Annotated in this window: 14 protein-coding genes and 7 pseudogenes; 11 read left to right on the forward strand and 10 right to left on the reverse strand. The window is 60.2% G+C overall.

Annotation, left to right across the window (positions count from 1 at the left end):
* Positions 1–65: 65 nt before the first annotated feature.
* From B4968_RS02585 to B4968_RS02595, 3 genes and pseudogenes are all read right to left on the reverse strand, one after another.
* Positions 66–2,350, reverse strand: a pseudogene (locus B4968_RS02585) (right-handed parallel beta-helix repeat-containing protein).
* Between the two features lie 418 nt (positions 2,351–2,768).
* Positions 2,769–4,409: pseudogene (locus B4968_RS02590) on the reverse strand (lysine--tRNA ligase).
* 126 nt (positions 4,410–4,535) lie between these two features.
* Positions 4,536–5,429 carry a LysR family transcriptional regulator gene (locus tag B4968_RS02595; RefSeq protein WP_083096339.1) on the reverse strand — a complete coding sequence of 298 codons (894 nt, stop codon included), beginning with the start codon at positions 5,427–5,429 and terminating at the stop codon, positions 4,536–4,538.
* Between the two features lie 150 nt (positions 5,430–5,579).
* Here B4968_RS02595 and B4968_RS02600 point away from each other — a divergent pair, with 150 nt between their 5' ends.
* From B4968_RS02600 to B4968_RS02610, 3 genes are all read left to right on the forward strand, one after another.
* Positions 5,580–6,062: a cupin domain-containing protein gene (locus tag B4968_RS02600; RefSeq protein ID WP_083096342.1), complete on the forward strand. Its 483-nt coding sequence runs from the start codon at positions 5,580–5,582 to the stop codon at positions 6,060–6,062.
* A gap of 149 nt (positions 6,063–6,211) precedes the next feature.
* Positions 6,212–6,634, forward strand: coding sequence for a tellurite resistance TerB family protein (locus B4968_RS02605; protein ID WP_083096344.1), 423 nt, complete (start codon positions 6,212–6,214; stop codon positions 6,632–6,634).
* Positions 6,635–6,986: 352 nt separating this feature from the next.
* On the forward strand, positions 6,987–8,882 hold the full coding sequence (locus tag B4968_RS02610) for a molybdopterin-containing oxidoreductase family protein (protein WP_241525520.1): 1,896 nt from the start codon (positions 6,987–6,989) through the stop codon (positions 8,880–8,882).
* Between the two features lie 86 nt (positions 8,883–8,968).
* Here B4968_RS02610 and dacB read toward each other — a convergent pair whose 3' ends face one another.
* Together dacB and B4968_RS02620 are read right to left on the reverse strand one after the other, a co-directional pair.
* Positions 8,969–10,471, reverse strand: coding sequence for a D-alanyl-D-alanine carboxypeptidase/D-alanyl-D-alanine endopeptidase (dacB, locus tag B4968_RS02615; protein WP_083096347.1), 1,503 nt, complete (start codon positions 10,469–10,471; stop codon positions 8,969–8,971).
* Between the two features lie 216 nt (positions 10,472–10,687).
* Positions 10,688–11,265: pseudogene (locus B4968_RS02620) on the reverse strand (nicotinate-nucleotide adenylyltransferase).
* A gap of 306 nt (positions 11,266–11,571) precedes the next feature.
* Here B4968_RS02620 and ettA point away from each other — a divergent pair.
* From ettA to B4968_RS02640, 4 genes are all read left to right on the forward strand, one after another.
* The gene (ettA, locus tag B4968_RS02625; RefSeq protein ID WP_277620908.1) at positions 11,572–13,242 is read left to right on the forward strand and encodes an energy-dependent translational throttle protein EttA; all 1,671 of its coding nucleotides are present in this window, start codon (positions 11,572–11,574) and stop codon (positions 13,240–13,242) included.
* Between the two features lie 361 nt (positions 13,243–13,603).
* Entirely contained in the window at positions 13,604–14,188 is a 585-nt protein-coding gene (locus B4968_RS02630; protein ID WP_083096353.1) for a DUF4357 domain-containing protein, read from the forward strand.
* Positions 14,189–14,654: 466 nt separating this feature from the next.
* Entirely contained in the window at positions 14,655–14,906 is a 252-nt protein-coding gene (locus tag B4968_RS02635) for an eCIS core domain-containing protein (RefSeq protein ID WP_241525521.1), read from the forward strand.
* Between the two features lie 204 nt (positions 14,907–15,110).
* Positions 15,111–15,323, forward strand: a complete 213-nt coding sequence (locus B4968_RS02640) for a hypothetical protein (RefSeq protein WP_083096355.1) — start codon at positions 15,111–15,113, stop codon at positions 15,321–15,323.
* Positions 15,324–15,352: 29 nt separating this feature from the next.
* Here B4968_RS02640 and B4968_RS02645 read toward each other — a convergent pair.
* Positions 15,353–15,779, reverse strand: a pseudogene (locus B4968_RS02645) (thioredoxin domain-containing protein).
* Between the two features lie 374 nt (positions 15,780–16,153).
* Between B4968_RS02645 and B4968_RS02655 the strand changes: the two are divergent.
* Positions 16,154–16,360: a cold-shock protein gene (locus B4968_RS02655; RefSeq protein ID WP_083096360.1), complete on the forward strand. Its 207-nt coding sequence runs from the start codon at positions 16,154–16,156 to the stop codon at positions 16,358–16,360.
* A gap of 74 nt (positions 16,361–16,434) precedes the next feature.
* Here B4968_RS02655 and B4968_RS02660 read toward each other — a convergent pair whose 3' ends face one another.
* Positions 16,435–17,100: an arylesterase gene (locus B4968_RS02660; RefSeq protein WP_083096363.1), complete on the reverse strand. Its 666-nt coding sequence runs from the start codon at positions 17,098–17,100 to the stop codon at positions 16,435–16,437.
* A gap of 50 nt (positions 17,101–17,150) precedes the next feature.
* Between B4968_RS02660 and B4968_RS02665 the strand changes: the two are divergent.
* A pseudogene (locus B4968_RS02665) lies at positions 17,151–17,857 on the forward strand (ABC transporter ATP-binding protein).
* Positions 17,854–20,396, forward strand: a pseudogene (locus B4968_RS02670) (ABC transporter permease). Before B4968_RS02665 ends, B4968_RS02670 begins: the two co-directional pseudogenes overlap by 4 nt.
* A gap of 129 nt (positions 20,397–20,525) precedes the next feature.
* On the opposite strand, the pseudogene B4968_RS02675 reads toward B4968_RS02670, so the two are convergent.
* Positions 20,526–20,994, reverse strand: a pseudogene (locus B4968_RS02675) (RrF2 family transcriptional regulator).
* A 106-nt stretch (positions 20,995–21,100) separates the two neighbouring features.
* Between B4968_RS02675 and B4968_RS02680 the strand changes: the two are divergent.
* A complete protein-coding gene (locus B4968_RS02680; protein WP_083096365.1) occupies positions 21,101–21,700 on the forward strand; it encodes a gamma-glutamylcyclotransferase family protein in 600 nt (199 codons plus the stop codon).
* 319 nt (positions 21,701–22,019) lie between these two features.
* On the opposite strand, the gene gltX is transcribed toward B4968_RS02680, so the two are convergent.
* Complete coding sequence (gene gltX, locus B4968_RS02685; protein ID WP_083096367.1) at positions 22,020–23,345, reverse strand: glutamate--tRNA ligase; 1,326 nt, start codon at positions 23,343–23,345, stop codon at positions 22,020–22,022.
* A 155-nt stretch (positions 23,346–23,500) separates the two neighbouring features.
* Complete coding sequence (locus tag B4968_RS02690) at positions 23,501–24,808, reverse strand: NAD(P)/FAD-dependent oxidoreductase (protein ID WP_083096369.1); 1,308 nt, start codon at positions 24,806–24,808, stop codon at positions 23,501–23,503.
* Positions 24,809–24,919 lie beyond the last annotated feature (111 nt).

Below are 24,919 nucleotides of genomic sequence, written 5' to 3' on the forward strand. Positions count from 1 at the left end.
GAATGCTGGGGTTAAACAGTAGAGACAACAGCCAGATCAGAGCCGCCCATATATTTGCCAACGCGCTACTTGTCGACGCGCACCACCACCTGCACCTCACCGCGCAGGCTCTCTCCCCAGTTCAGGCGGATCTGGTCATCATTGCTGCCCTGCTCAAGCTGCACATAGGGCATTACATACCTGAAGGTGCCGGACGCATTTCGGATTGGGCCAATCGCCGTTACCGCATCCACTGCCCGTGCATTGCCCTCAAACGGCAGGTTGCCAGAGGTCTGCACCGTCCAGGTGTTTGAATTAGAGGATTGCACATGGCGCACCCGCAAAGGGCTTGCGACGATAGCCGTGATGCCGTGAAAGGTATTGCCCTCAAAGAACACCGATTTGCAGCGCCCGAAATCCAGATCCGAAAAGCTGGTGTCCACCCGGTCAGCCCGGTCAATACTGCCATTGATCGAGCGGAACTTGTTGCCCGAGATGCTTACCCCATTGAGGAAATGACCCGTGCCATAGGGCTTTACCACGATATAGCTGAACCAGGGAGCGACGTGGCTCGACAAAAAGACATTGTCGGTGATCGACAGCGAACTAAAGGAAAACCCGGTGTTGAAATCGGGACGTGGGTCCTGCTCGTTGGTCCACTCGATAAAACAATTGTCGACATAGTTGTCTGACACCGTGGTCGCGCAATAGGTCGAGGCCAGCACCAGGCCCGCCGTGCGCACACCGGCTGCGGTCTCATCTCCCTGAAAGAAATGATTGCCTGTAATGGTTTTATTCGCCCCCGCCAGCAGCGCAAAATGCCGGAATTTGGTGACACGGTTGTTGCGCAGCTTGGCGTCATTGGCATTGACGTTGAGACCAACACTGGTGCGATCTTCCACATCAAGCGGCTCTTCCGCCGACAGGAACTGGCAATTGTCCACCAGGATGCCCTGACAGCCCGACCCGATAGAGGTAATGCCGCGATCCTTTGGCCGCGAAATAAAACAGTGATCGAGACTGAACACGGTCCCCGCTGCGGGCAGACGCAGCGCGCTGCAATGTGAGTTGCACTGAAGTTCAACCTCTGTCATGCCAAATTTGCTCAGCGCACTGAAGCCACTGAAATCCAAGATGTATTTGAAGTCTTTGAAGGTAAACTTCTGGGTGCCCGAGGCATCATATAGCGGCGCACTCAGGGTGATTTCGCCGGTGCCAATGTTTTTGCTGCGCACATAGATCTCACGCCCGACGCCACTGCCTTCGACGAGGGAGCCCACCGCAATATTGGCGATATTGTTCACATTCGTCAGCGTGCGCGGATCACTTGGGTTATAGGTGGCCCGCTCGGTCCAGGTATCGGTATCCCAGGCCGCCCCCCCCGAGGCCGCCAGCTGGCCATTCCGGATCACCCGCCGGGTTGAATACGAGGTGCGGTTGGGGACTGCGGCCTGCATATCAATCGGCTCGGTCACGGTGATCATCCGCCCCGCCAGATCAAGGGATTCATGATCCGACGAATTCAGCAGCGCCTGAAAGGCCTTCTTAAAGCCCAGCTCCTCGTTGTCAAAGGCGGCAGCATAGGAGGGAAAGTCGAAATTTTTGCGCAACAGCAACATCTTGTTTGTGGCCATGCGCAGGCTGCCCTCAAAGAAGACCGGGTTGTTCAAAGACACCGTGTCGCCCAGAAAGAACCGTCCTGCAGGTACCAGGATCTGCCGTCCATCCGCCGCCGCATCCGCCGCCTCAAAGGCGGCAGTGTTATCTGTGGCATTATCGCCTACGGCACCATAATCCAGCACATCCACAACGCTGAGCATATCGCGCAAAAAGGCGCTGGTGATATCGGTGATTTCAATGTCGTCAATCCGGACCACACCGCCGTTGGGGCCAATCAGGTCAAGCCCCATATGGCCATAGGTGGCGGCGCGGCCCCAGGGCATATCCACCCCGGTGCGCGCGCCCGTGCCAACGATGGCGGTCACTTCAACCACGGATCCATAGGTGGTCAGGGTGGTGCTGCCGCCCACTTCGGTCACGCCACCCACATGTGACTCGCTGTCATCGCCGGCCCAACCGGCGATGCGTACCGTCGGCAGCGCGCCGCTCACGGCCTTGATGCGCGCCTTCACCTGCAGATAGCAGCCCGGCAACAGCGGCGTCTTGCCCATGTAGCGCAGCTTTTGGGTCGATTGCAGTTTCTGCAACTCCATACAGCCGGCAAAATCAGCATCCGCCACCACAATCGCCGCGTTCGGCACCCCATCATAGGTATCAGCCCCCGGCGTTCCATCCCACTCGACCAGACACCCAGCCCCGCCTCAAACTCCGGCGGCATCAAATCAAGACCCGCAGTAATCCCCTTATTCATCCCAAAACTCCTTCGAGCAGCGCGCACGCATATCGCCATCCAGAGCTAATGATCCCACCTTAAAACCAGCCAAGCACAGCGCGCGCCGCCTGCGCACCTCTCCCCATCCGCTTTGCTTTGGAGCCGCCCATCGCCTGAGGACCGCCCGGCAGGGAAAGGCGGCTGCCAAAGCCAAATCGCCGAGGGCCCCCGCCCCTTTGGGGTGGGGAGACGGCTATTTGGCTTGTCAGGCAGATGGCGCCCCTGCCAGGACCTCAAACAGGCGACGGGTGGCTGCAAAGCTTTGCTTGGGTGGGCCCCAGAGCCAAAGCGCCTCTTCAAACAAAAAGGAGCGCCCAAAGGGCGCCCCATGTTGTTGAACCTTTTGCCATCCGACCGGATCTAGCCTCAGGAGGCTTCAGCGCCCAGTGCTCAGTGCTCAGTGCTCAGTGCTCAGTGCCTGATCAATCAGGGTAATGGTTTCGTCAACGCCGTACAGAGCGATAAAGCCGCCAAAACGTGGTCCCTGGCTTGCGCCCAGCAGCACCTCGTAGATGGCTGTGAACCAGTTGCGCAGCGGCTCAAACCCGTGGATCTTGCCAATGGCAAAGACCACGGATTGCAGGAACTCTTCATCCGCAAAAATCAGCCTCTGGCAGCGGATCTTCATTGCCCGCGATCTGGTTCTTTTTGGCAATCGCAGCAAGGGCGGCCTCAGGTGATTTCAACGCATCCGCCAGATCCTGCAGCGCCAGACGTTCGGCATCACTGGGGGCACGGAAGACTTTTGTCGGTTTGACGTAGTCGTTGAAATAGGCCACCGCAAAGCCTGCTGCCTGATCCATCGTCGGATTGCTTTCGGGCGTCGCATCGGGGGCGTATTTATTGATAAAGCCCCACATGGTGGCCTTGTCTTCGGCGCTGGAGGCAGAAGCCAGGTTCAGCAACATGCTGAACGGCACCACCATATCCGATTTTGGCACGTTACCACCGTGGATGTGCCAGACCGGATTGTTCAGCTGCGCCTTCAGGTCCTGTGTTTCATAGGCCCGCAGCTGCTGATGATATTCATCCACCGCCTTGGGGATGACATCAAAATGCATCCGCTTGGCGGTTTTGGGCTTGAGGTACATGAAATAGGACAGGCTCTCGGCGCTGGCATAGGTCAGCCATTCATCAATCGAGATACCGTTGCCCGAGGTTTTCGAGATCTTCTGACCATTGGCATCCAGAAACAGCTCGTAGGTGAAATGGTCCGGGGCGCGATGGCCGAGGATACGGCAGATCTTGTCATAGATTGGCGTATTGGTGCTGTGATCCTTGCCGTACATCTCGAAATCAACCTCGAGCGCCGCCCAGCGAGCGCCAAAATCCGGCTTCCACTGCAGCTTCACATTGCCGCCGGTCACAGGCACGGTCCACTCGCGGCCCTCTTCGTCGTCAAAGGTGATGGTGTAGTTGTCCGCATCGCCCTTCTTACCGGCACATAGAGCACCCGCCCGGTTTCAGGGTGGAAAGGCAAAAAGATCGAATAGGTCTGGCGCCGCTCTTCGCGCAGCGAGGCCAGCATCACCGCCATGATCTCATCGTATTTATCAACGGCGCGCTTCAGCACCGCATCAAACTGACCCGAGCCATAGAATTCGGTGGCGGAATAAAATTCGTATTCGAACCCAAAGGTATCAAGGAAACGACGCAGCATGGCGTTGTTGTGGTGGCCAAAGCTCTCATGCGTGCCAAAAGGATCCGGCACCGAGGTCAGCGGCTTTTGCAAATGCTCCGTCAGGCTGTCGGGATTGGGCACATTGCCCGGCACCTTGCGCATACCGTCCAGATCGTCGGAAAAACAGATCAGTTTGGTGGGGATATCGCTGATCACCTCAAAGGCGGTTTTGATCATGGTGGTGCGGGCCACCTCGCCAAAGGTGCCGATATGCGGCAGGCCCGAGGGGCCATAGCCGGTTTCAAACAAGACAAAGCCCTTCTCCGGCGCGCCCTTGGCATAGCGTTTGAGCACCCGGCGGGCTTCATCAAACGGCCAGGCTTTGCTCGCAAGAGCGGTTTCGCGCAGATCAGACATCTTGTTCTCCATCAACGGCCCAGACAGCCGCACAATCATAGCCCACTGCCCTTTGCAGCAGGTCGGACCGGTCTATGGCGCAGATGCAGCATGAGTCAATGAACAGAGCCGTCGCACAGCCGCGTTTCACGCCTTAAAACCGGCCTTTTCGACGATCCAATCCATAATTCGCCCCACATCCGCATCTGCGGCGGCCCCATCCCGCAAGGACGCATAATAGCCCCGAGTCGAAACCGTGGCCGCAGCCTCAAGACGCACCAAGGCGCCGGCCTGCAAAAAACCGTCCAAAATTCCGCCCCAGGCGAGGAAAACCCCCTGCCCTGCCAGCCGCGCATTGACCAGCATCGCATAAGAGCTGAAATCCAGAACCCGCGCCGCATGCGGCATCTCCTGGCCCGTTGATTTGAACCAACTGGGCCAGTCATGCCACTGGCTGCGCGCCGCCTCCATGGTCAGAAAGGTCATCCGGGAAAAGTCATAGGCCCCGGCCCGCATCTGCAGCCGCGCCAGATACAGCGGACTGATGGCGGGAAAGACCTCATCGCCCAACAGGCGCTGCTCGTTTTGCCCGTCGGATCCCGCCAGACCAAAGCGAATGACCAGATCGCCGGGACGCACGGCCTCTCCATACTCCTGGCTTATGATACGAATCGTTACGTCGGGAAAGGCCTGCTCCAGTTCTCCAAGCTGTGGAATCAGCCAGAAGGCAACAAATCCAGACGGGGCTGTCACCGTCACAATGCGGGTTTCCACGTTCTTTTTGATCTGCGACACGGCACTTTCTATCTGGCCAAAGCCACTGTGCAGCGCCTGCAGCAAGTCCTTGCCAGGCTGCGTCATACGCGCGGGCTTGTGACTGCGATCAAACAGAGCGCAGCCCAGCTCTGCCTCCAATGACGCAATCCGGCGCGAAATTGCCGGTTGCGAAACATTCAGCTCCTGTGCTGCACCCGTCAGCGTGCCATGACGCGCTGCAGCATAAAACGCCGTGAGCCCGGAGAAGCCTGGCAAACGCTCCATTAACATAACCTCATCGTATATTATACTGCAGCTTTACCCTATTGAGCGGCGTGGCAAAAGCCTCTTATCTGACCCGGAACAAAACGGCCCACTCACACCAAACCCAGCAGACAAAACGCAGCAGACAAAACGCAAGGAGGCCCACAGCACATGCACCTAGATATCACCGCAGAAACCACCGCGGACATCACCACACTCGCGACAGATCTTGGCGATACCGAACTGCTCAATCAGGCCTCAAACCTGCCGCATGCCCCCCTGGCGGTTGATGCAGCAGAGGTGCCTCTGTCCAGCGGCGCCGAGGCGGGGGTTGGCGAGGTGCGCTGGCGTACCCTGATCAACAGCTGCCCGGAGCGGTCGCGGGAGCCGGTTCTGGGCATTGCAGAGTTCGAGCCCCACGGCCGCCTCTTGCCCCATCGCCACGACCCAGCCGAGTTCTATCTCGGGCTCGAAGGCCACGGGTTTGTCACCATTGATGGCATCTGCCATGAAATCCGCCCGGGCGTGGCGATCTATGTGCCTGCCAATGCCGAGCACGACACCCTGGCAGGCCCGGACGGGCTGCGCTTTGCCTATGGTTTTGCTGAGGCCAGTTTTGAACAAATCGCCTACCGGTTTACGGCCCAGAACTAGGTCACCGGGGAAATCCAGTCATCCCTTTGGCTGTTTCCCGCCAGTTTTGCAAAAATACGCCAGGGCCGGGAGTTGAACCTGTCTCTGGCCACGCCTATCCTGACCGCCGCACGCCCGCGTGATGAACCCGTGCTCAAAAAGGATAGCAAATGACCGAGCAAAACGCCCAATCGATGTCTCCACAGGACTGTCTGGTGGCCCTGATGGTGGCGGTCTCTGCCTCGGACGAGAACATCCGCACCGCCGAGCTGATCAAGATCCAGTCCGCGGTCAACATGCTGCCGGTCTTTGCCGATTATGACATCGACCGCATGACCCGTATTTCAAAAACCGTTCTGGACCTGTTTGAACAGGAAGACGGGCTTGAGGCCTTGTTTGGCCTGATCCGCGACGACCTGCCCGAGCGCCTGTATGAGACCGCCTATGCGCTGGCCTGCGATGTTGCTGCCGCCGATGGTAAACTGGCCGAGCCCGAGCTCGAGTCCCTCGCCGAGGTGCGCTATGAGCTGAATATCGACCGCCTGCACGCCGCCGCCATCCAACGAGGTGCGCGCGCCCGCCACATGGTCTGAAATCAAAACCGCAACCCGGGGGTCGGCACCAGCCATGGCTGGTCCCGGGCGCGTTTTGGCACGGCAATCCAATTTAAAACCGGGGCAATCAAACCGGGGCAAATTGGTCTGCTCAAATTGCTCGAATGTGGCCCTTAAAGGCGGGCCCCCTTCGGCGTTACACTGGGCTCCAGCCAATGCCTTTGGAGTCCAGCCATGAACAAGCCGCTTGAAATTCGCACCCTGCCCTCGGTCTGCCCCCTGGACTGCCCTGACACCTGCAGCCTGACCGTCAAGGTACAGGGCGACAGCCTGATCGAGGTCAAAGGGTCAACGGCAAACACCCTATACTGCCAATGTGATCTGCAACAAGGTGGCGCGGTATTATCCCGAATTTGTGCATGGCAAAGCCCGCCTGACGCATCCGCTGAAACGGGTGGGGCCACGCGGCGCGGGCCAGTTTGAGCGGATCAGCTGGGAGGCGGCGCTGGACATGGTGCATGCGGGCTTTTCACAGGCGATCGCAGCCCACGGCCCGCAATCGGGGCTGCCCTTCCACTATGCCGGCCCCAATGGTGAGCTGGCTGGCGGCTCGATGGACCGGCGGTTTTTTTACAATATGGGCGCCAGCCTGCTCAATCGCGGGCCTCTGTGTGGCGGTGTCCGGGGTGGCGCCTATGCCAGCATCTTTGGCGCGGCCCCTGGCATGCCGCCGGTGCAGCTGGCGCACTCGGATCTGGTGCTGATCTGGGGCAACAATGTCACCGTCTCCAACCTGCATCTGGCACCTTTGCTGAAAAAGATGCGCGCCCGTGGCGGCGCGGTGGTGGTGATCGACCCCAAGCGGATCAAGATCGCGGAACACTGCGACATGCACCTGCAGATCAAACCCGGCACCGATGTGGTGCTTGCCATGGCACTGGCCGCCGAGCTGGAGCGGCGCGCGGCGCTGGATCACGCCTTTATCAGCAAATGGGTCGCAGGATTTGACCCCTATATGGCGCAGGCACGGCAACACAGTGTGGCGCAGGTGGTCGAGATCTGCGGTATCAGTGCCGCCGACTTCCACGCGCTGGTGGATCTGATGGTGGCGGCCAAAACCATGGCCTGCTGCTTTGGCAATGGAATAGAGCGTGGCCGCTCTGGCGGATCAGGCCTGCGCGCCGCCATGGTGCTGCCTGCCCTCATGGGACATCATGGGCGGCTTGGCGCCGGGGTGATGGCAAAATCAGGCGTTGCAACACCAAAGACGCAAGCACGCCTGCAGGGCGACCACCTGATCAAAGCAGGCACCCGCACCTTTAACATCGTCGATCTGGCCAATGTGCTACAGGACGACAGTCTGGACATCCCGATCAAGGCCACGATGATCTACAACCACAACCCGGTTGCAACCCACCCGGATCAGGCCAATCTGACCCGGGCGCTGATGCGCGAGGATCTGTTCATTGTCGGCTCTGATGTGGTGATGACCGACAGCATGGCCTATTGCGATGTGATCCTGCCCGCCGCCTCACATTTTGAGTTTGACGACATCTATGGCGCCTACGGTCAGAACTACCTGCAACGCGCCGCCCCGGTGATCCCCTGCGTTGGGGAAAGCCTGCCCAATACCGAGATCTTCCGCCGTCTGGCGCAGCGCTTTGGCTATGACGCGCCCGCGTTTCAGGCCAGCGATGCCCAGCTGATGGATGAGGCCATTGATGAGACCCATCCGCAGCTCAACGGCCAACGCCCCAGCGAGATCCCGCTGGATCGCGCCATCGAGATGAAGGCGGCGGATGGCGAAGACCTCGTCATGTGCAAAAACGTCACTCCCGCCACGCCCTCGGGCCGGATCGAGCTGTTCAGCCAAAAGTACGAAGATTTTTATGGCTATGGCGTGCCCCGCTATGAGACGGTCGCACAGGCGCTGCCCCTGACGCTGATCACCCCCAGTTCGTCAAAACGCACCAATGCCAGCTTTGGCAGTGATCCCGCCTCTACCGGCCCCGAGCAGCTGGAGATGCACCCAGAGGACGCCGCGGCGCGCGGATTGCGCGATGGTGAGATCGTCTCGTTCTGGAATGCGCGGGGCGCGGTCACGCTGCAGCTCAAAGTGAGCGATGCCACCCGTCCCGGCGTGCTCTATTCGCCAAAGGGCACCTGGCGCGGCACCTCAGAGACCGTGTTCACGGTGAACGTGCTGATCCCGGCAGATATCCGCACCGACATCGAGGATGGCGCCTGCTATCACGAGACCTTTGTTGAGGTGAAACGGGCGCATTAAACGGGCACATTAATAGGCTCGGCAAACCAAAAGAGCCAGGCTGGCCGCAGCTGGAACGGCCTGGCCATAGCTGCCATAGGCCCTACCTAGCTGCCATAGGTCTGACCCCAACGTTCAATCAGTTGTTGCTGCAGGCGTTTGGCCTTTTTGTTCCAGGCCTTGGCGCCCTTTGGCCGTTCGCGTTCGGCGCGACTTATGCGGGCGCGCGCCTTGCTGTCTGCCACAAAGATCGTAAAGGCCAGCTCGGTGCCGCTCGAGGTGGTGAGAAAGCCCCCCAACCCGGAGACAAAGTTCAGGGTGCCCGTTTTGGCCGCCACTTTGATGGGATGAGTCTTGATCACCCGCCCCCTGGCATCCCGCATCGGGAACCTTTTCAGCAGCGGCTTCAGCGCCCCCGCCTTATAGGCCGCCACCAGCACCATCAGCAGCGCACTGGGTGCCACCCGCGAGGCGTCGCCCAGGCCAGAGTGATCCACCATACGGACGGAAGACACCCCGTATTTGGCCTTGGCCCAGCGCGACATCTGGGTCGCGGACTCCTTTAGCCCGCTGGGGCGTTTGCCGCGCTTCGCAGTGGCCGCCATGCCAATCATCTCGGCCATCAGGTTGTTGGAATATTTCAGCATTCCCTTCAGCATCAGATCCAGCGGGGGGCTGTGGTGCTGCGCCAAAAGCCGCCCGGGTGGCAGCGTCGAGATCTGCTTCGCCGCCTTTAGCTTTATCCCGTGCGAGCGCGCCATGGTGCGAAACACATCCGCCGCATAGTCCGCAGGCCGCCGCACCGGCAACCAGCGCGCGCCGCCCTTGCCCAGCGCCTGACTTGCAACAGTCCAGTAGTCAGTCCCCCCGCGATCCGCATAGGTATAGACCGGCAGCGCGCGACTGGCGACTTTCATCCGGGCCATGCTGACCTCGGGGCGGTATTTATGGGTGCGCGCATCCATATTCACCGCCCAGCCCTTCCCGGCCCGCTTCCATTCAAAATGCACCCGGTTAAAGTTCAGCGCGATGCCCGAAACCGCCGGGCTATAACCCACATGATCGGGCTGGTCGCCATCAATAGAGTGCACCTGGGGCAGCGCCCCGTCATAGACCTTGAAAGCGCCGCGCACTTCGCGAATGCCGGCGGTCTTCAGCGCCTGGGCCAGCTGCGCAAGATGATCGGTGTTCAGCATGGGGTCCCCCCCACCGGCCAGGATCAGATCCCCCTGCAGAGTACCGCCGCTCACTGTTCCCGTCGCTATGATCCGGGTGGTAAACCGATGGTTCGCTCCGAGACTATCCAAGGCATAAAGCGCTGTAAGCGCCTTGGCGACGCTGGCCGGCGGCAGTGCGACCTCTGCGTCATGCGCCTCAAGCTGCTTGCCGGTTTTCACTTCTGCGACAGCGCAGGCCACCTGCCCGGACAGACCCGCGCCTGCCAGCAGCGTTTTAAGGCTGGCCGCAGAGCCCGCGCCAGCGGCGCCAGACACCAGCCCCGCGCCTGCCCGGGCAACCGGGCGCAGAGATTTCAGGGGCGCATTGGCCAGAGCTGCCGGGGCGGTCAGAGCCGCAGCGGCGGCCGAAAGGAAAAAGCGTCTCGATAACATGTCAGTCAATATCTAATAAAATTGCCACTATAGTGGCAAATAAAGCCCAAAGCTTGCTTCTGTACCATAGCTGATCCTCCATCCGCGACCAAATCACTTACACAAACACCTGCTCAGGCTCTCCTCTTTTTAGAAAAAAACCCCTGACTACAGACAGCATAACGCGGCAAAGGGTCGGCAAAATGGCAGATTTTGGCTCTTTTTCGGGAAAACAGGCTAAACTGCGGCGGCAGACCAGTCGCCGCTGGCCCGGATCGCGGTAGAGCTGGCGGCCACCATGGGCACATTGACAAAGCACCAGGCCGGCACAGGGGCCTGCGCCAGGTCTGACTTTGACCATCCTTGAGCATCTGGGCGCGATAGATCCGCGCCGCGGGCGACAGCCGCGCCGAAATGCGATCTCCCGGCCGCGCCAAGACGCCAACCGGCACGGTCTCAAGGATCTCTCGCCAGTCCTTCCAAAGGTGAAAATGAGCCAGATTGTCCGCCCCCATCAACCAGGTAAAGCGCACGCCCGGATAGAGACGGCGCATCTCGCGCAGGGTCTCGGCCGTGTAGCGCGTGCCAAGGCGTGCCTCGATATCGCTGATCCGCACCCTTGGGTGATCCATGAGGCCCTGCGCCGCGGCAATGCGGCGCGCCATGCTGGCAGGGGCACGGGGTTTGAGCGGATTGCCCGGGGAAACCAGCCACCAGAGCTGATCCAGATTGAACCGCTGCAGCGCCGCCCGACTGATCTGCACATGTCCCAGGTGGGCCGGATCAAACGACCCGCCCAGCAGCCCCACGGTCATGCCGGGGCGCAGATATGGTAAACCCTGTCTCATGTAACCTGTCTCATCAAACAGGTGATGCACATATTCAGAGGCAAGATCAATCTACTGGCGCCACCTGAGGTCTGAAAACCAACAATCCCCGCCGCTTGCCCGCCTGAAAACTCACCGAGACAAGGCCTGGCTTTGCCCGTGCTGCGCACGGGCAGCGTCCGAACCGCCCCCACGGGGCGGGCGCTTCTCGCCCTTCCCTCGGTTCGGACGCATCATCCCCGATTGCCCCCGCCGCGCCCATCGGCTATCACACCAGCCAGCTAGAATTCCCCCATCACGGAGCCCCATCATGGCCGCAATCAATACGTCTACCACATGCAGGGTGTCTCCAAGACCTACACCGGTGGCAAGAAATGCTTTGAAAACATCCACCTGTCCTTTTTGCCCGGCGTAAAAATCGGTGTTGTCGGCGTCAACGGCGCCGGGAAATCCACCCTGATGAAAATTATGGCCGGCCTCGACAAGGACTTCACCGGTGAGGCCTGGGCCGCCGAAGGCGTCCGCGTTGGCTATCTGCCGCAGGAGCCAAAAGTGGACGAGAGCCTCACCGTGCGTGAAAACGTCATGCTGGGCGTCGCGCCGAAAAAGGCGATCCTGGATCGCTACAATGAGCTGGCGATGAACTACTCGGACGAGACCGCCGCCGAGATGGCCGAGCTACAGGACGTCATCGACGCACAGGATCTGTGGGATCTCGACAGCCAGATTGACGTCTCGATGGAAGCGCTGCGCTGCCCGCCCGATGATGCGGCGATCGCCAATCTCTCAGGCGGTGAAAAGCGCCGGGTGGCCCTGTGCAAACTGCTGCTCGAAGCGCCCGAGATGCTGCTGCTGGATGAGCCGACCAACCACCTTGATGCCGAAACCATCGCCTGGCTGCAACAGCACCTGATCGACTATAAAGGCACCATCCTGATCGTCACCCACGACCGCTACTTCCTCGACGATATCACCAGCTGGATCCTTGAGCTGGACCGCGGCAAGGGCATCCCCAACGAGGGCAACTACTCGGACTGGCTGGAGCAAAAGGCCAAACGTCTGGGCCAGGAAGCCCGCGAGGACAAATCCAAGCAAAAGACGCTGGAGCGCGAGCTGGAGTGGATGCGTCAGGGCGCCAAGGCGCGTCAGGCCAAATCCAAGGCCCGGAGCAACGCCTATAACGACCTGGCCGAGCAGTCCGAGCGCGAAAAACTCACCCGGGCCCAGATCGTGATCCCCAACGGCCCGCGTCTTGGCAACAAGGTGATCGAAGACAAGGATCTCGCCAAACACTACGGCGACAAACAGCTGGTCGAAGGCCTGTCGTTTGACCTGCCCCCCGGCGGCATTGTCGGCGTCATCGGCCCCAACGGCGCCGGTAAATCCACCCTGTTCCGTATGCTCACCGGCCAGGAGCAGCCCGACGAGGGCACTGTCAGCTATGGCGACACCGTAAAGCTGTCCTATGTCGACCAGTCGCGCGACGATCTGAAGGACAATGAGACCGTCTGGGAAGCGATCTCTGGCGGCGCCGAGATTATTGAACTCGGTGATGCGCAGGTGAACTCCCGCGCCTATTGCTCGTCGTTCAACTTTAAAGGCGGCGATCAGCAAAAACCGCTGAACCTGCTGTCTGGCGGTGAACGTAACCGCGTCCACATGGCGCGTCTGCTGAAAGAGGGCGGTAACGTGCTGCTGCTCGATGAGCCGACCAACGACCTTGACGTAGAAACCCTGCGCGCTCTTGAGGACGCGCTGGTCGATTTCGCCGGCTGCGCCGTGGTGATCTCACACGACCGCTTCTTCCTTGACCGGATCTGCACCCACATGCTGGCCTTTGAAGGCGACGCGCATGTGGAGTGGTTCGAGGGCAACTTTGAAGACTACGAGGAAGACAAGAAACGCCGCCTCGGGGCCGACGCACTGGAGCCCAAGCGCCTGAAGCACAAGAAGTTTGTGCGGTAGAAACTCTAAGCCCTGCCTTTTGGCGGGGCTTTTTTGTTTGGAAAGGTATTTTGCATGCCAACAGGACGATCAGTACGACTTTTCTTGGCGGAAGGGACACCCACTGGAATTCTGACTGCAGAAATCGTCAATTGGACAGGTCATGTCCTCTCAGCTCCGCGTACACGCCTAGAAACAGCGCTAAAGCGTAGTGAACTGAAGAAGACTGGTATCTACATCCTGTATGGGTCGCCTTTAGACGCCGATCTTCCAATGGTATACATTTGGCGAAGGAGATGACATCTCCACACGCCTTTCAAGCCATTCCAGGGATGATGACAAAGCTTTTTGGGAACGATTTATCGCTGTTACAAACAAGGATATGAACCTTACAAAAGCCCATGTGAAATACCTAGAAGGCCGCCTAATCACCTTGCTGAAAGACGCCAAAAAGTCGACAGTGACGAATAGGACTGACCCGAATTTTGATAGGCTTCCTGAGGCGGACATTTCAGATATGGAGTCCTTTCTTGATCAACTGCAACTGGTTTTACCAGTGGTAGGCGTAGATTTTTTTAGAAAAGTCCCTTCTTCAGCCGGAAACTTCGTTTCAGATTCGGCCGAAACTCCGACCTTTACCATTCAGCATAAGCGGAAGGGCATTTCAGCCACTGCTAGGGAAATTGATGGCGAGTTCGTTGTACTTGCTGGCTCAACAGGGGATCTCAAGGAAGCCGCATCTTTTCATGAAAGAGTAAAAAACCTACGGGACCAGCATCTAGCCGTTGGGAAGATCTCAAAGGTCGGCGATCAAACATTTAAGCTACTTGAAGACATAGCATTTTCCAGCCCGAGCGGCGCCGCTGTTTTTCTGTTCGGGACGTCACGAAATGGACGAACTGATTGGCTAGTCCAAGGAAAGACTATGAACTACGGAGAATGGAAAGAGCTTCTCCTGAAAGAGTAAATCGATACTCCGCACCAGCCCCTCAACTCTAGGTCCGCGCCTGACCTTGGGGAGGTGCAAAGCGCCTTCGTCGTGCTGGAAGCACGCCTCTGGCGTGACGGGAAGGTCTCTCGTGCATTGCTGTGCAATGCACTGACGACAGGTGGTTGCAAGCAACCACCCAGAGGCAGGCGCGGGCCGTGCGGCCCAAAGACCCCCTTTTCTAGTGTTGCGCTGTCAATAACTGTTGCAGCCTCAATTTCGCGTTTCGCTCTTTTTGCGCTATCATGGCCGTTAACGACTGCCCCATACTGGCCTCAAACATGACCGCATCCGATTTTCATTTCACTTGTCCAAAGGTTCCCCCAATGCCCATTTCCCCCGCAGACATCGCAGCCCAGGCCGAAGCTCTGAGTGGCAAAAAAGCCAAACGCAAAAAGCTTTTGTCCCGCCAGAAGACACCAAGAGCAAAAAGCTGCCCAGTGACGTGCGAAAAGGGCTGGAGGCGCATTTTGGCAGCAAACTCGCAAAGGTGCAGGTGCATTCTGGCGGCAATGCCAAAGAGCTCTGCAAAGAGCTGAAAGCCAAGGCCTTTAGCATCGGCAATGACGTCTATTTTGGCAAAGCGGCCGACGCCAAGAACTCTGAGCTCCTGGTGCATGAGCTCACCCATGTGCTGCAACAAGGGGGCGGCAGAATGCCAAAACCAAAGGACGGCATCGCCTTTGTCTCAAAATGAGCCCGCCACCTAGCCCCGACGCCTGCGGTAAAACGGGTAGAACCAGCGCGCCCGACGCGAAATTCTGGCTCATTGTGGCGCATTTAGCCCTGCTTCACCCCGGCCTCTGCACAGTTTGAACAAAATATTAACGATTTCAGCCTGTATTGAGAGGACAGCGCCGCGCTAGGATTTGGCAGTGGCCTCAGCTGAGGGAGAGACAAAGTGGCTTTTGTGGGTATCATGGTTGGATCGTTTTTTGGCCTTATCTCGGCCGCCACCGGCTTTGCGCTGTTTGATCTACACCTCTGGCAGAGCCTGCTGCTCTACTCGGCGTCAGGCGTTCTATTTTCGGTCCTGACAGTCCTTGCCCTGTTGTTGCGCCCTCGAATTGAGGGACAAAAGGCAGAGCCGACAAAGGCGCAGGCCACAGCCTGAGATCACACCTGAGATCACGGCCTGAGGCGCTATAGCGCTTTTACCCAGGCGGTGATCTGACCTTCTCGCATCGCACCTGACTGGCGCTTTTGCTCTTTGCCGCGCGCAAAGCCCACCAGGGTTGGTATCCCCTTGATCCGGTAGCGCCCGCCGGTCGACTGATGTCGCTCGTGCCAGTTTGACCAGTCGCGCCTGACCCGCCAGTTTCCTGGCCGCTTTGGCATATTCCGGCCCCATCATTTTGCACGGCCCGCACCAGGGCGCCCAAAAGTCGACGATCAGGGGCAGATCATCGTTCTGCGCCGCCTTTTGCAGCACCGCCGGATCCACATCCATCGGCTGCGTCGGCATCAAGGCAGCACCGCAACTGCCGCATTTTGGCCCCGCGGCCAGCTTGTCCTCCGGCACCCTATTCAACTGGGCGCAGCTCAGACAGGTGAGCGTTTTGGTGGCCATGGCAAATCTCCAATCCTGTGGCCCGTTAAGATATGAGGCCTCAAACACATCTGCAAGACACAGACAAAACGCGGTTCATTGCAGCCCCCGGCTGTGCGCCACAAACTGCCACTGCTGCCTGCCTCAATGCGCAAACGCCCCAAGGCGCCTGCCCAAACCTGTTGACCCTGCCCACAGGCCCACACCTTTTGGCGCACGGGCCTGTGGCGTGAATTTTTCTTGCCTGATGACTTCTTCTGTCCAATGCTGTCACCGCCGAGTCATGAAAACTGTGCAAATTGCCCTGACCGGTAGGGCCATACGCATAAAATGAGCCGGCCATACTGCCGCATGTTGCGGGTAGATTACGTGAGAAGAAACTAGGAGAAGAGACGATGGCAACTGGCACCGTCAAATGGTTCAACACCACCAAAGGCTTTGGCTTTATTGCCCCCGATGGGGGTGGCAGCGACGTATTTGTTCACATTTCAGCGGTTGAGCGATCCGGCCTGACCGGCCTCGCTGACAATCAAAAAGTCAGCTACGAGATGCAACCCGGCCGCGATGGTCGTGAGTCTGCTGTGGATCTCGCGCTGCTTTAGGCCGCCACAATACATCCAGTCTGGCGGCCCCTGTCACGGGGCCGCTTTTGCAGCGATGCTCACCCTCTGGTCCGCTAACCCTCTGGTTTTATGTGCGCAATTCTGGCGACTAGCTGCAGCGCCACGGGACCCAGGGCTGCCACATTCAGTGCCACACCAGCGGCATTTGGGTGAATATTGTCAGCCTGCATAAAGGGCTGTGCTGCAGCCGGGTCTGCCCCCGCCTTGGCGCGAATACCGGCAAAGGCATCCGGGTGCAGCAGCGCGCCGAATTCCTCGGCCAGATCGCCATAGATCGCATCAAAAGCCGCTTTATACTCTGGGCCATAGTTGCCCGGGGCCGTCATACCAACCAGCAAAACCTGCGTATTCTTGTCCTGTGCGGCCTGCAGTATTTTTCGCAGGTTGGCCTCGGCCTGAACCGGTTGCAGCCCGCGCAGCATGTCATTGCCGCCCAAAAGCACGATCACCCCCTGCGGCTGATCCGCCAGCGTCCAGTCGATCCGGGCCGCGCCGCCTGCGGTTGTATCCCCCGAGACCCCGGCATTGCTCAGCGCAACATCGACCCCCTGTCCGCGCAGCCAGGCCTGCAGCTGCGGCACAAATCCGTCGCCCTGCGCCAGCCCGTAGCCCTGCACCAGACTGTCACCAAAAGCGCTCAGTCGCAGCTCTGCAGCCCGCCCCTGTGCGGCAAAGGTCGCAAAAATAACAATCCCCAACAGGGTCCAAACCTTGCGCATCGCGGCAAATGCTCCATATCCGATAGAGTGTATTTAACAGGCGCGGCTTAATGACAGATCCTCAACCACCCGTTCTTCACCTAAAAGATGCGTCTTTGACGCTGAATGGCAATACCGGACCCGTACAAATTTTGCAGGATATCTCGCTGGATGTTGCCAAGGGTGAGACACTGGGGCTGATTGGTCCCTCTGGCTCGGGCAAATCCTCGCGCTGATGTTGATGGGCGGGCTGGAGCTGGCCACCGGCGGCAAGATCGCAGCGCTGGGGCAAGACCTCACCGCGATGAACGAAGACGCTCTGGCGCGGTTTCGCCGTGACCACATGGGGGTGGTGTTCCAAAGCTTTCATCTGATCCCCACCATGACCGCGCTTGAAAACGTCGCAACCCCGCTCGAGTTGGCTGGTCGCCGCGACGCCTTTGAGGTCGCCATGGCCGAGCTTGACGCTGTTGGGCTTGGCCATCGAGCCGGGCATTTCCCGGCGCAGCTGTCGGGTGGCGAACAGCAACGGGTAGCGCTGGCCCGTGCTCTGGCGCCGCGCCCGGCAATCCTGTTGGCGGATGAGCCCACCGGCAATCTTGACGAGGCAAATGGCGCCGCGGTGATGGATCTGTTGTTTGGCCTGCGCGACCGCTCTGGCGCCACGCTGATCATGGTCACGCATGCACCGGAACTGGCGGCGCGCTGTGACCGGGTGATCCGGCTGCGCGATGGCCGCCTGGCTGAACCTCAGGCTACAACCGAGGCAGCAGAATGACAGAGGTGACCGTGGGGTTGGCCTCTTCTTTCCGTCTGGCCTGGCGCTTTGCCCTGCGTGAGCTGCGCGGCGGCATCAAAGGCTTTCGCATTTTTCTCGCCTGCCTTGCCCTGGGCGTTGCAGTCATCGCGGCCATCGGCTCTATCCGCGCCTCGATTGAGGCCGGGCTCACCCAGGAGGGCGCCAGCCTGTTGGGGGGAGATGCCGAGCTGACCTTTACCTATCGCTTTGCCAATGATGAAGAACGCGCCTGGATGACCACACAGGCCGAGACCCTGTCGCAGGTGGTTGAGTTTCGCTCTATGGCCGCTGTCGGCGATGAGCGCGGCCTGACGCAGGTCAAGGCCGTCGATACCGCCTATCCGCTGGTTGGCACGCTGGCCTTGCAGCCCGATATGCCGCTGGCGACAGCACTGGCAGGCAACGGAGCGCTTCCCGGTGTTGCCATGATGCCGGTGCTGGCGGATCGGCTGGGGCTGTCACCCGGCGACACTGTGCGCTTTGGCACCCAGGACTTTGTGCTGATGGCCACCATCAAAACGGAACCCGACGCGGCTGCCTCGGGTTTTGCGCTGGGGCCGCGCACGCTGGTCGCCCTGCCCGCGCTGGAAAATTCCGGCCTGTTGGCGCCCGGCTCGCTTTTCTCCACCAAATCCCGCCTCACTCTGCCCGCCGGGACCGATCTCGACGCGCTGCAGACCGAGGCCCGCGCCCAGTTCGAAGACAACGGCATGCGCTGGCGCGATGCCCGCAATGGCGCCCCCGGCATTGCGACCTTTGTCGAACGCCTGGGCGCGCTTCTGGTGTTGGTAGGGCTCTCCGGTCTTGCGGTTGGCGGTGTGGGTGTTTCTGCCGCTGTGCGCGCCTATCTGGCCACCAAGACAGAAACCATCGCCACCCTGCGCACATTGGGCGCTGAGCGGCAGGTGATCTTCCTGACATATTTCTTGCAAATTGGTGCGCTCACCCTGCTGGGCGTCAGTATTGGACTGTTGCTTGGCGGGCTGGGGCCGGTCCTGCTGGGGCCGCTGATTGCCGCACAACTGCCCTTTCCCGCCCTGTTTGCGCTCTACCCTGCCACGTTGATAGAAGCCGCGCTCTACGGCTTTCTCACCGCCTTTATCTTTGCTCTGTGGCCCTTGGCCCGTGCCGAGCGCATTCGTGCCGCCTCACTGTTTCGCGGCGCACTGGGCGAGGCAAGCCATCTGCCGGCGCTGCGCTATATCCTGGCCACAGCACTGGCGCTGGCGGTGCTGGTGGGCTCTGCCGCCTGGTTTTCGGGCTCGGCCCGCCTCACGCTCTGGACGGCCGGTGGCCTGATGGGGGCGCTGCTGGTGCTGCTGGTCGCCGCCCTCGGGCTGGGCTGGCTGGCGCGGCGTGGCACAAAGATCAGTCGCGGGCGCCCGGCCCTGCGATGGGCGTTTGCCGCCATTGGCACCTCCCGCGATGGTGCTGTGCCTGCGGTGCTGGCGCTGGGTCTTGGGCTGACTGTGCTGGCAGCCATCGGCCAGATTGATGGCAATATGCGCGTCGCCATTGCAGGCAACCTGGCCGATGTGGCGCCCTCGTATTTCTTTGTCGACATCCAGCGCGACCAGATGCCTGCCTTTCTGGCCCGTGCGAAACCGACCCTGCCGTCAGCAAGGTCGAAAGTGCGCCTATGCTGCGTGCGGTGATTACCAAGATCAACGGCGTGCCCGCACAGGAGGTCGCAGGCGACCACTGGGTGGTGCGCGGTGATCGCGGCGTCACCTATGCCGCCGCCCAGCCCAAGGGCACCGAAGTCGTGGCCGGCAGCTGGTGGCCAGACGACTACACCGGCCCGCCGCAGGTCAGCTTTGCCGCCGAAGAGGCCGAGGAGCTGGGGCTCTCGCTGGGGGACACCATTACACTGAATGTGCTGGGGCGCGATATTCAGGCGGCGATCACCAGCTTTCGCAATGTCGACTTTTCCACCGCCGGCATGGGGTTTGTGCTGACCCTGAACGAGGCCGCCCTGGCCGGGGCACCCCATAGTTTTATCGCCACCGTTTATGCCGAAGCCGAGGCCGAAGCACCGATCCTGCGCGATCTGGCGCGCCAGATGCCCAATATCACCGCCATTCGGGTGCGCGATGCCATCGACCGGGTCTCAGATATCCTGCGGCAACTGGCCGCCGCCACCAGCTATGGCGCTGCCGCCACCCTGCTCACCGGGTTTCTGGTTCTGCTGGGCACCGCCGCCGCAGGAGAGCCCGCCCGCCGCTAACGAGGCGGCCTGCTCAAAACCCTTGGGGCGTCGCGGCGCAAGATCCTGACAAGCTTTGCGCTGCGCTCGGTCATTCTGGGCGCGGGGGCCGGGCTAGTGGCCCTCAGCGCGGGCATCGCCGGCGCCTGGGCGGTCAATATCTACGTCTTTGAAACCAGCTATGTGGTGATATGGCCCAATGCACTGGCAGTGATTTCAGGCGGCATCCTGACCACCCTGCTGGCCGGGCTGATCTTTGCCTGGCGTCCACTGGCGGCGCGTCCGGCCCGCATCCTGCGCGCCCGGGAGTAGGCCCAGTCTGCATCTAAACCGCGCGCAACGGAAAAACCCCGGGTCGGACCGGGGCAGATCAGGCCCGGTTAAATCAGGCCAGACCAAGTCACCCTGTTTTTTCGTTGTAGCGCAGGGTGCAGCTGTTGGTCAGCTGGCCACAGCCGTTTGCTGCGCGCCGCAGGCCACGGGCTGCAGGATGCGCATCAGATCGTGATTGTCACAGACCAGCGACTCGAGCGTGATATCATCCAGAGAGGCATAAAAGGCCTGCGCCGCATCAGCCAGTGCGACCTTCAGGCGGCAGGCGCTTGAGAGGGGGCAGGTATTGTCAGCATCCGCAAAGCACTCCACCATCGGCAGCGCGCCTTCGACATGGCGAAAGACATCGCCAACCTTGGATCTCCGAGGTGCTTCGCCCAAGGGTCATGCCGCCATTGCGGCCCCTCTGGGTGTGCAGATAGCCAAGCTGGCTCAACTGATTGATCACCTGCGCCAAATGGTTCTCGGAGATATTGCAACACTCTGCGATTTCGGCTTTTGTGACCAGACGCTCGGCGTTTGCCGCACAGTACATCAGCAAACGGACGGCAATGTTGGTCCTTTTTGTAATGCGCATGGCCTGGCTCCCGCAATTATTCTCTGCCGGTATTATTGCACAGGCCCACAAAAAGAAGTTTGACATACATCAATAAAAACAGGCGCAAAAACGGAATGACGATCAAATGAAGCCTTCCCCTTACTTCTTTGGCTATGGCAGCCTGGTCAATACCGCGACCCATGACTACCTTGACCCCCAGCCTGCCCGCCTCAGCGGCTGGCAGCGCAGCTGGTGCCATACCGCCCTGCGCGATGTGGCCTTCCTCACGGTCGTCCCCGCGCCCCAGGCGCAGATTGACGGCTTGATCGCCGCTGTCCCAGGGGCCGACTGGCACGCATTGGATCAACGTGAATTCGCCTATGCCCGCCTGCCCGCCAACCAGTCGATCCGTCATCCCCTTGCCAGCCAGCCCGAGATGCAGCCTGAGACGCAGCCTGGGATGCAGCCTGAGATTTCGTTCTATGCGGTGCCGCAGGAGACCCAGAACCAAGGCAGTCCGCGCCACCCCATCTTGCTGAGCTATCTGGATGTGGTGGTGCAGGGCTACCTGCAGGTGTTTGGCGAAGCAGGTGTCAGCGATTTCTTTGCCACCACCACGGGCTGGGAGGCCCCTGTTCTCAATGATCGCAGCGCGCCTCGCTATCCACGCCATCAGGCCCTGGCCCCAGCTGAGAGCAAATTGGTGGATCACCACCTGGCCCGCCTCGGCGCCCGGCTCATCTGACGCGCCCAGATCAGCTGAGCCCACCACCGCATGACACCACAGGGTCAGGCGAGACTTCTGTAAACCCCCACGCCGGGCGGCAGCCCGGCGCCCGGCCCAACTGCGCAGGGCCCTTCACCTAAGGGCCCGGAACAGGCGGGAACATTTGGCAACAGAAGATTTGCGCGCCGCCCCGCATAGCACACAAACCTCAAAACCCTCCAAAACCCAAGGTCGCCAACAATAAAGGCGGCGCCTTGCAGCACCGCCTCACATCAACGTCTCACAAATTCTCAGCCTCGTCCAAAGCGCCCAGCGGGCGCTACAGCGTGCGAGGAAATCAGCCGCGGGCTTGCACGACCGTCATCAGCGCCAAAAGCGCGCTCATGTCGGGGCCGCGTTCTTTGCCAGTCACCGCCTTGCGCAACGGCATGAACAAGCCCTTGCCCTTGCGTCCGGTGGCCTCTTTTACGGCCGAGGTCCAGCTCTTCCAGCTCTCACCGTCATAGGGGCCCTCGGGCAGGAGCGCCATGGCCTCGGCGATGAACTCTTTATCCTCATCGGCAATCAAGGGGGCAGCCCCATCACGGCAAAGATCCCACCACTGCCCAAGGTCCTTCAGCGTGGTGATGTTTTCCTTCGCCATCGCCCAAAAGCCCTCCTGCTTTTCAGTCGGCACGCCCAGTGCGTCGACATGCGGCTTCACATCCGCAAGCGACAGCGACTGCAAATAGCGCGCCGTCAGCGGGTACAAATCCTCGACGTCGAATTTGGTCGGGGCTGCGCCAAAGCGGTTGATGTCAAAGCCCTCAACCAGCTCAGCCATATCGCGACGCACTTCAACCGGATCAGAAGAGCGCAGCCGCGCCATCAGGCTCAGCAGCGCCATGGGTTGCACGCCTGCGTCCCGCAGATCCCGCCGCGCCAGTGTGCCCAGCCGTTTCGACAGGGCTTCGCCCTGCGGGCCCGTTAGGAGCGAGTGATGCGCAAATGCGGGCACCGTGCCGCCCAGTGCCTTGATGATCTGGATCTGGGTGGCGGTATTGGTCACATGGTCAGAGCCACGCACCACATTGGTAACGCCCATCTCGGTGTCGTCCACCACAGAGGCCAGCGTGTAGAGAAACTGGCCATCGCCACGGATCAGAACGGGGTCGGAAACTGACGCGGCATCAATCGAGATATCGCCCAGCACACCATCGTTCCATTCAATCCGTTCCTGGTCCAGCCTGAACCGCCAGACGCCGTTGCCGCGCTCAGCGCGCAGGGCGTCTTTCTCGGCCTCAGACAGCTCAAGAGCTGCGCGATCATAGACCGGTGGTTTGCCCATGTTGAGCTGTTTTTTGCGCTTGAGGTCCAGCTCGGTCGGGGTCTCAAAGGCCTCGTAGAAGCGGCCAATGCGGCGCAGCTCATCCGCGGCAGCGACATAGCGCTCCAGCCGCTCTGACTGACGCTCAACCCGGTCCCAGGTCAGGCCCAGCCATTCCAGATCCTGCTTGATCGCATCGACATATTCTTCTTTCGACCGCTCAGGATCGGTGTCGTCGATGCGCAAAATAAATTCGCCGCCCGCCTTCCGGGCAATCAAAAAGTTCATCAGCGCGGTACGCAGATTGCCAACATGGATATACCCAGTGGGCGATGGGGCAAAACGGGTGGTGGTCATGACATGTCTCCTGTTGCCTTGCCCCATGTCACACGGGCGGCATTTTGTCCAGTTTTGCAGACCTGCCCGGCGCTAATTTTGACGCAGAACCACAGGCCCGAAACCACAGGCGGGAAACCAGAAACCTCAGCAGGCTCCGGAAGGCCCCGGCGCGTTTATTTGGAAAACCGCGACAGCCGGAAGTCATGCGGGTCCACCACGGGCGCATCGCCCGTGACCAGATCAGCCGTCAGACGCCCCGCAGCAGGACCAATGCCAAAGCCATGACCGCTATAGCCGGTCGACACGAACAACCCCGGCAAATCATCCACCTGCGAGATCACCGGCACCGCATCAGGGGTCACATCAATCAAGCCCCCCCAGCTTTGCACAACATCGGCGGACTGCAGCACGGGAAAGACACTCTGTGCCGCCTCCCAGGCCTGCTTGATCGCCTTTTGCGAGGGCGCCGGGTCCAGCATGCGGGATTTCTCAAACGGAGTGGTCTGCTGCGACGACCAGTTGCGGTCCTGCGCTGCCTCCTCGCGCCAACGTCCCGAGCCAAAGAAGCGGACCTGCAAGGAGCGCCATTCCTCCAGATAGCTGGGCAGGAATTTCCAGCCAAGCCGCAGGCTATCGGGGACGATATCAACAATATTCTCGGTACCGTTCGCGATGGTATAGCCGCCATCCAGCCTTTTGCGCAGCGCAAAGCCACTGCTCCAGATCGAGGTTTGCGGCCCACCCTGCACGGGTGAGGTGCGCAGGACAGAATTCAAGACCTTCAATTGCGGCAGGGAAATTCCGGCATTGCCCAAAAACAGCCGCGACCAGGCGCCGCCAGCCACAACCACAGCCGAACAGGCCACCCGGCCACGCTCTGTCATCACGCCACTGATACGGCCCGCTTCGGTCTCGACCGAGCGCACCGCGCATTCGGTCATCACCTTAGCGCCCGCCGCCTGCGCTGCCAAAGCGATCGCATGGGTGGCCAACTGCGGCTCGGCCCGCCCATCCAGAGGTGTGTAATACCCGGAAATGATTTTGCTCTGATGCCCTGGCATCACCTGTTTCAACAGATCCCCCCGCAGCATCTGCCCTGGCAAATCCATCGCCGCCAGATGCGGTGCCCAGGCCTCGAGCCTGACCTCTTCACGCCCGCGCTCGGCTGTATAGACAATCCCTGAGCGCTGATAGCCGGTGGCATGTCCGGTGCGGGCATCCAGCCCCTCCCAGATCCGCATCGCCTCGGCCATCAGGGGCAATTCACGCGGATCGCGCTGTGAAATGCGCACCCAGCCCCAATTGCGCGAGCTTTGCTCTCCGGCAATTTGCCCCTTTTCACAGAGCACTACTGAATGGCCGCGCTCGGCAAGCTCCAGCGCGGTCGTAGCACCAATTATGCCGCCACCAATAACAACCGCGTCAACGCGTTTGGGCAGAGCAAGATCGGCTTGGAAATGGGGCAGCTTAGGTCCAGGCATGAGGTGGTCTATGCCGCGCGTTTTGCTTTGGGTCTAGGGGACAAAACCGCCCTCGCCCTGCCCGTTAACAAAATGTGATTTTTGGGTCGCATCATCGTCTCTCTTGCGCAG

The sequence above is a fragment of the Pseudophaeobacter leonis genome (genome assembly GCF_002087335.1).
GTDB lineage: Bacteria > Pseudomonadota > Alphaproteobacteria > Rhodobacterales > Rhodobacteraceae > Pseudophaeobacter > Pseudophaeobacter leonis.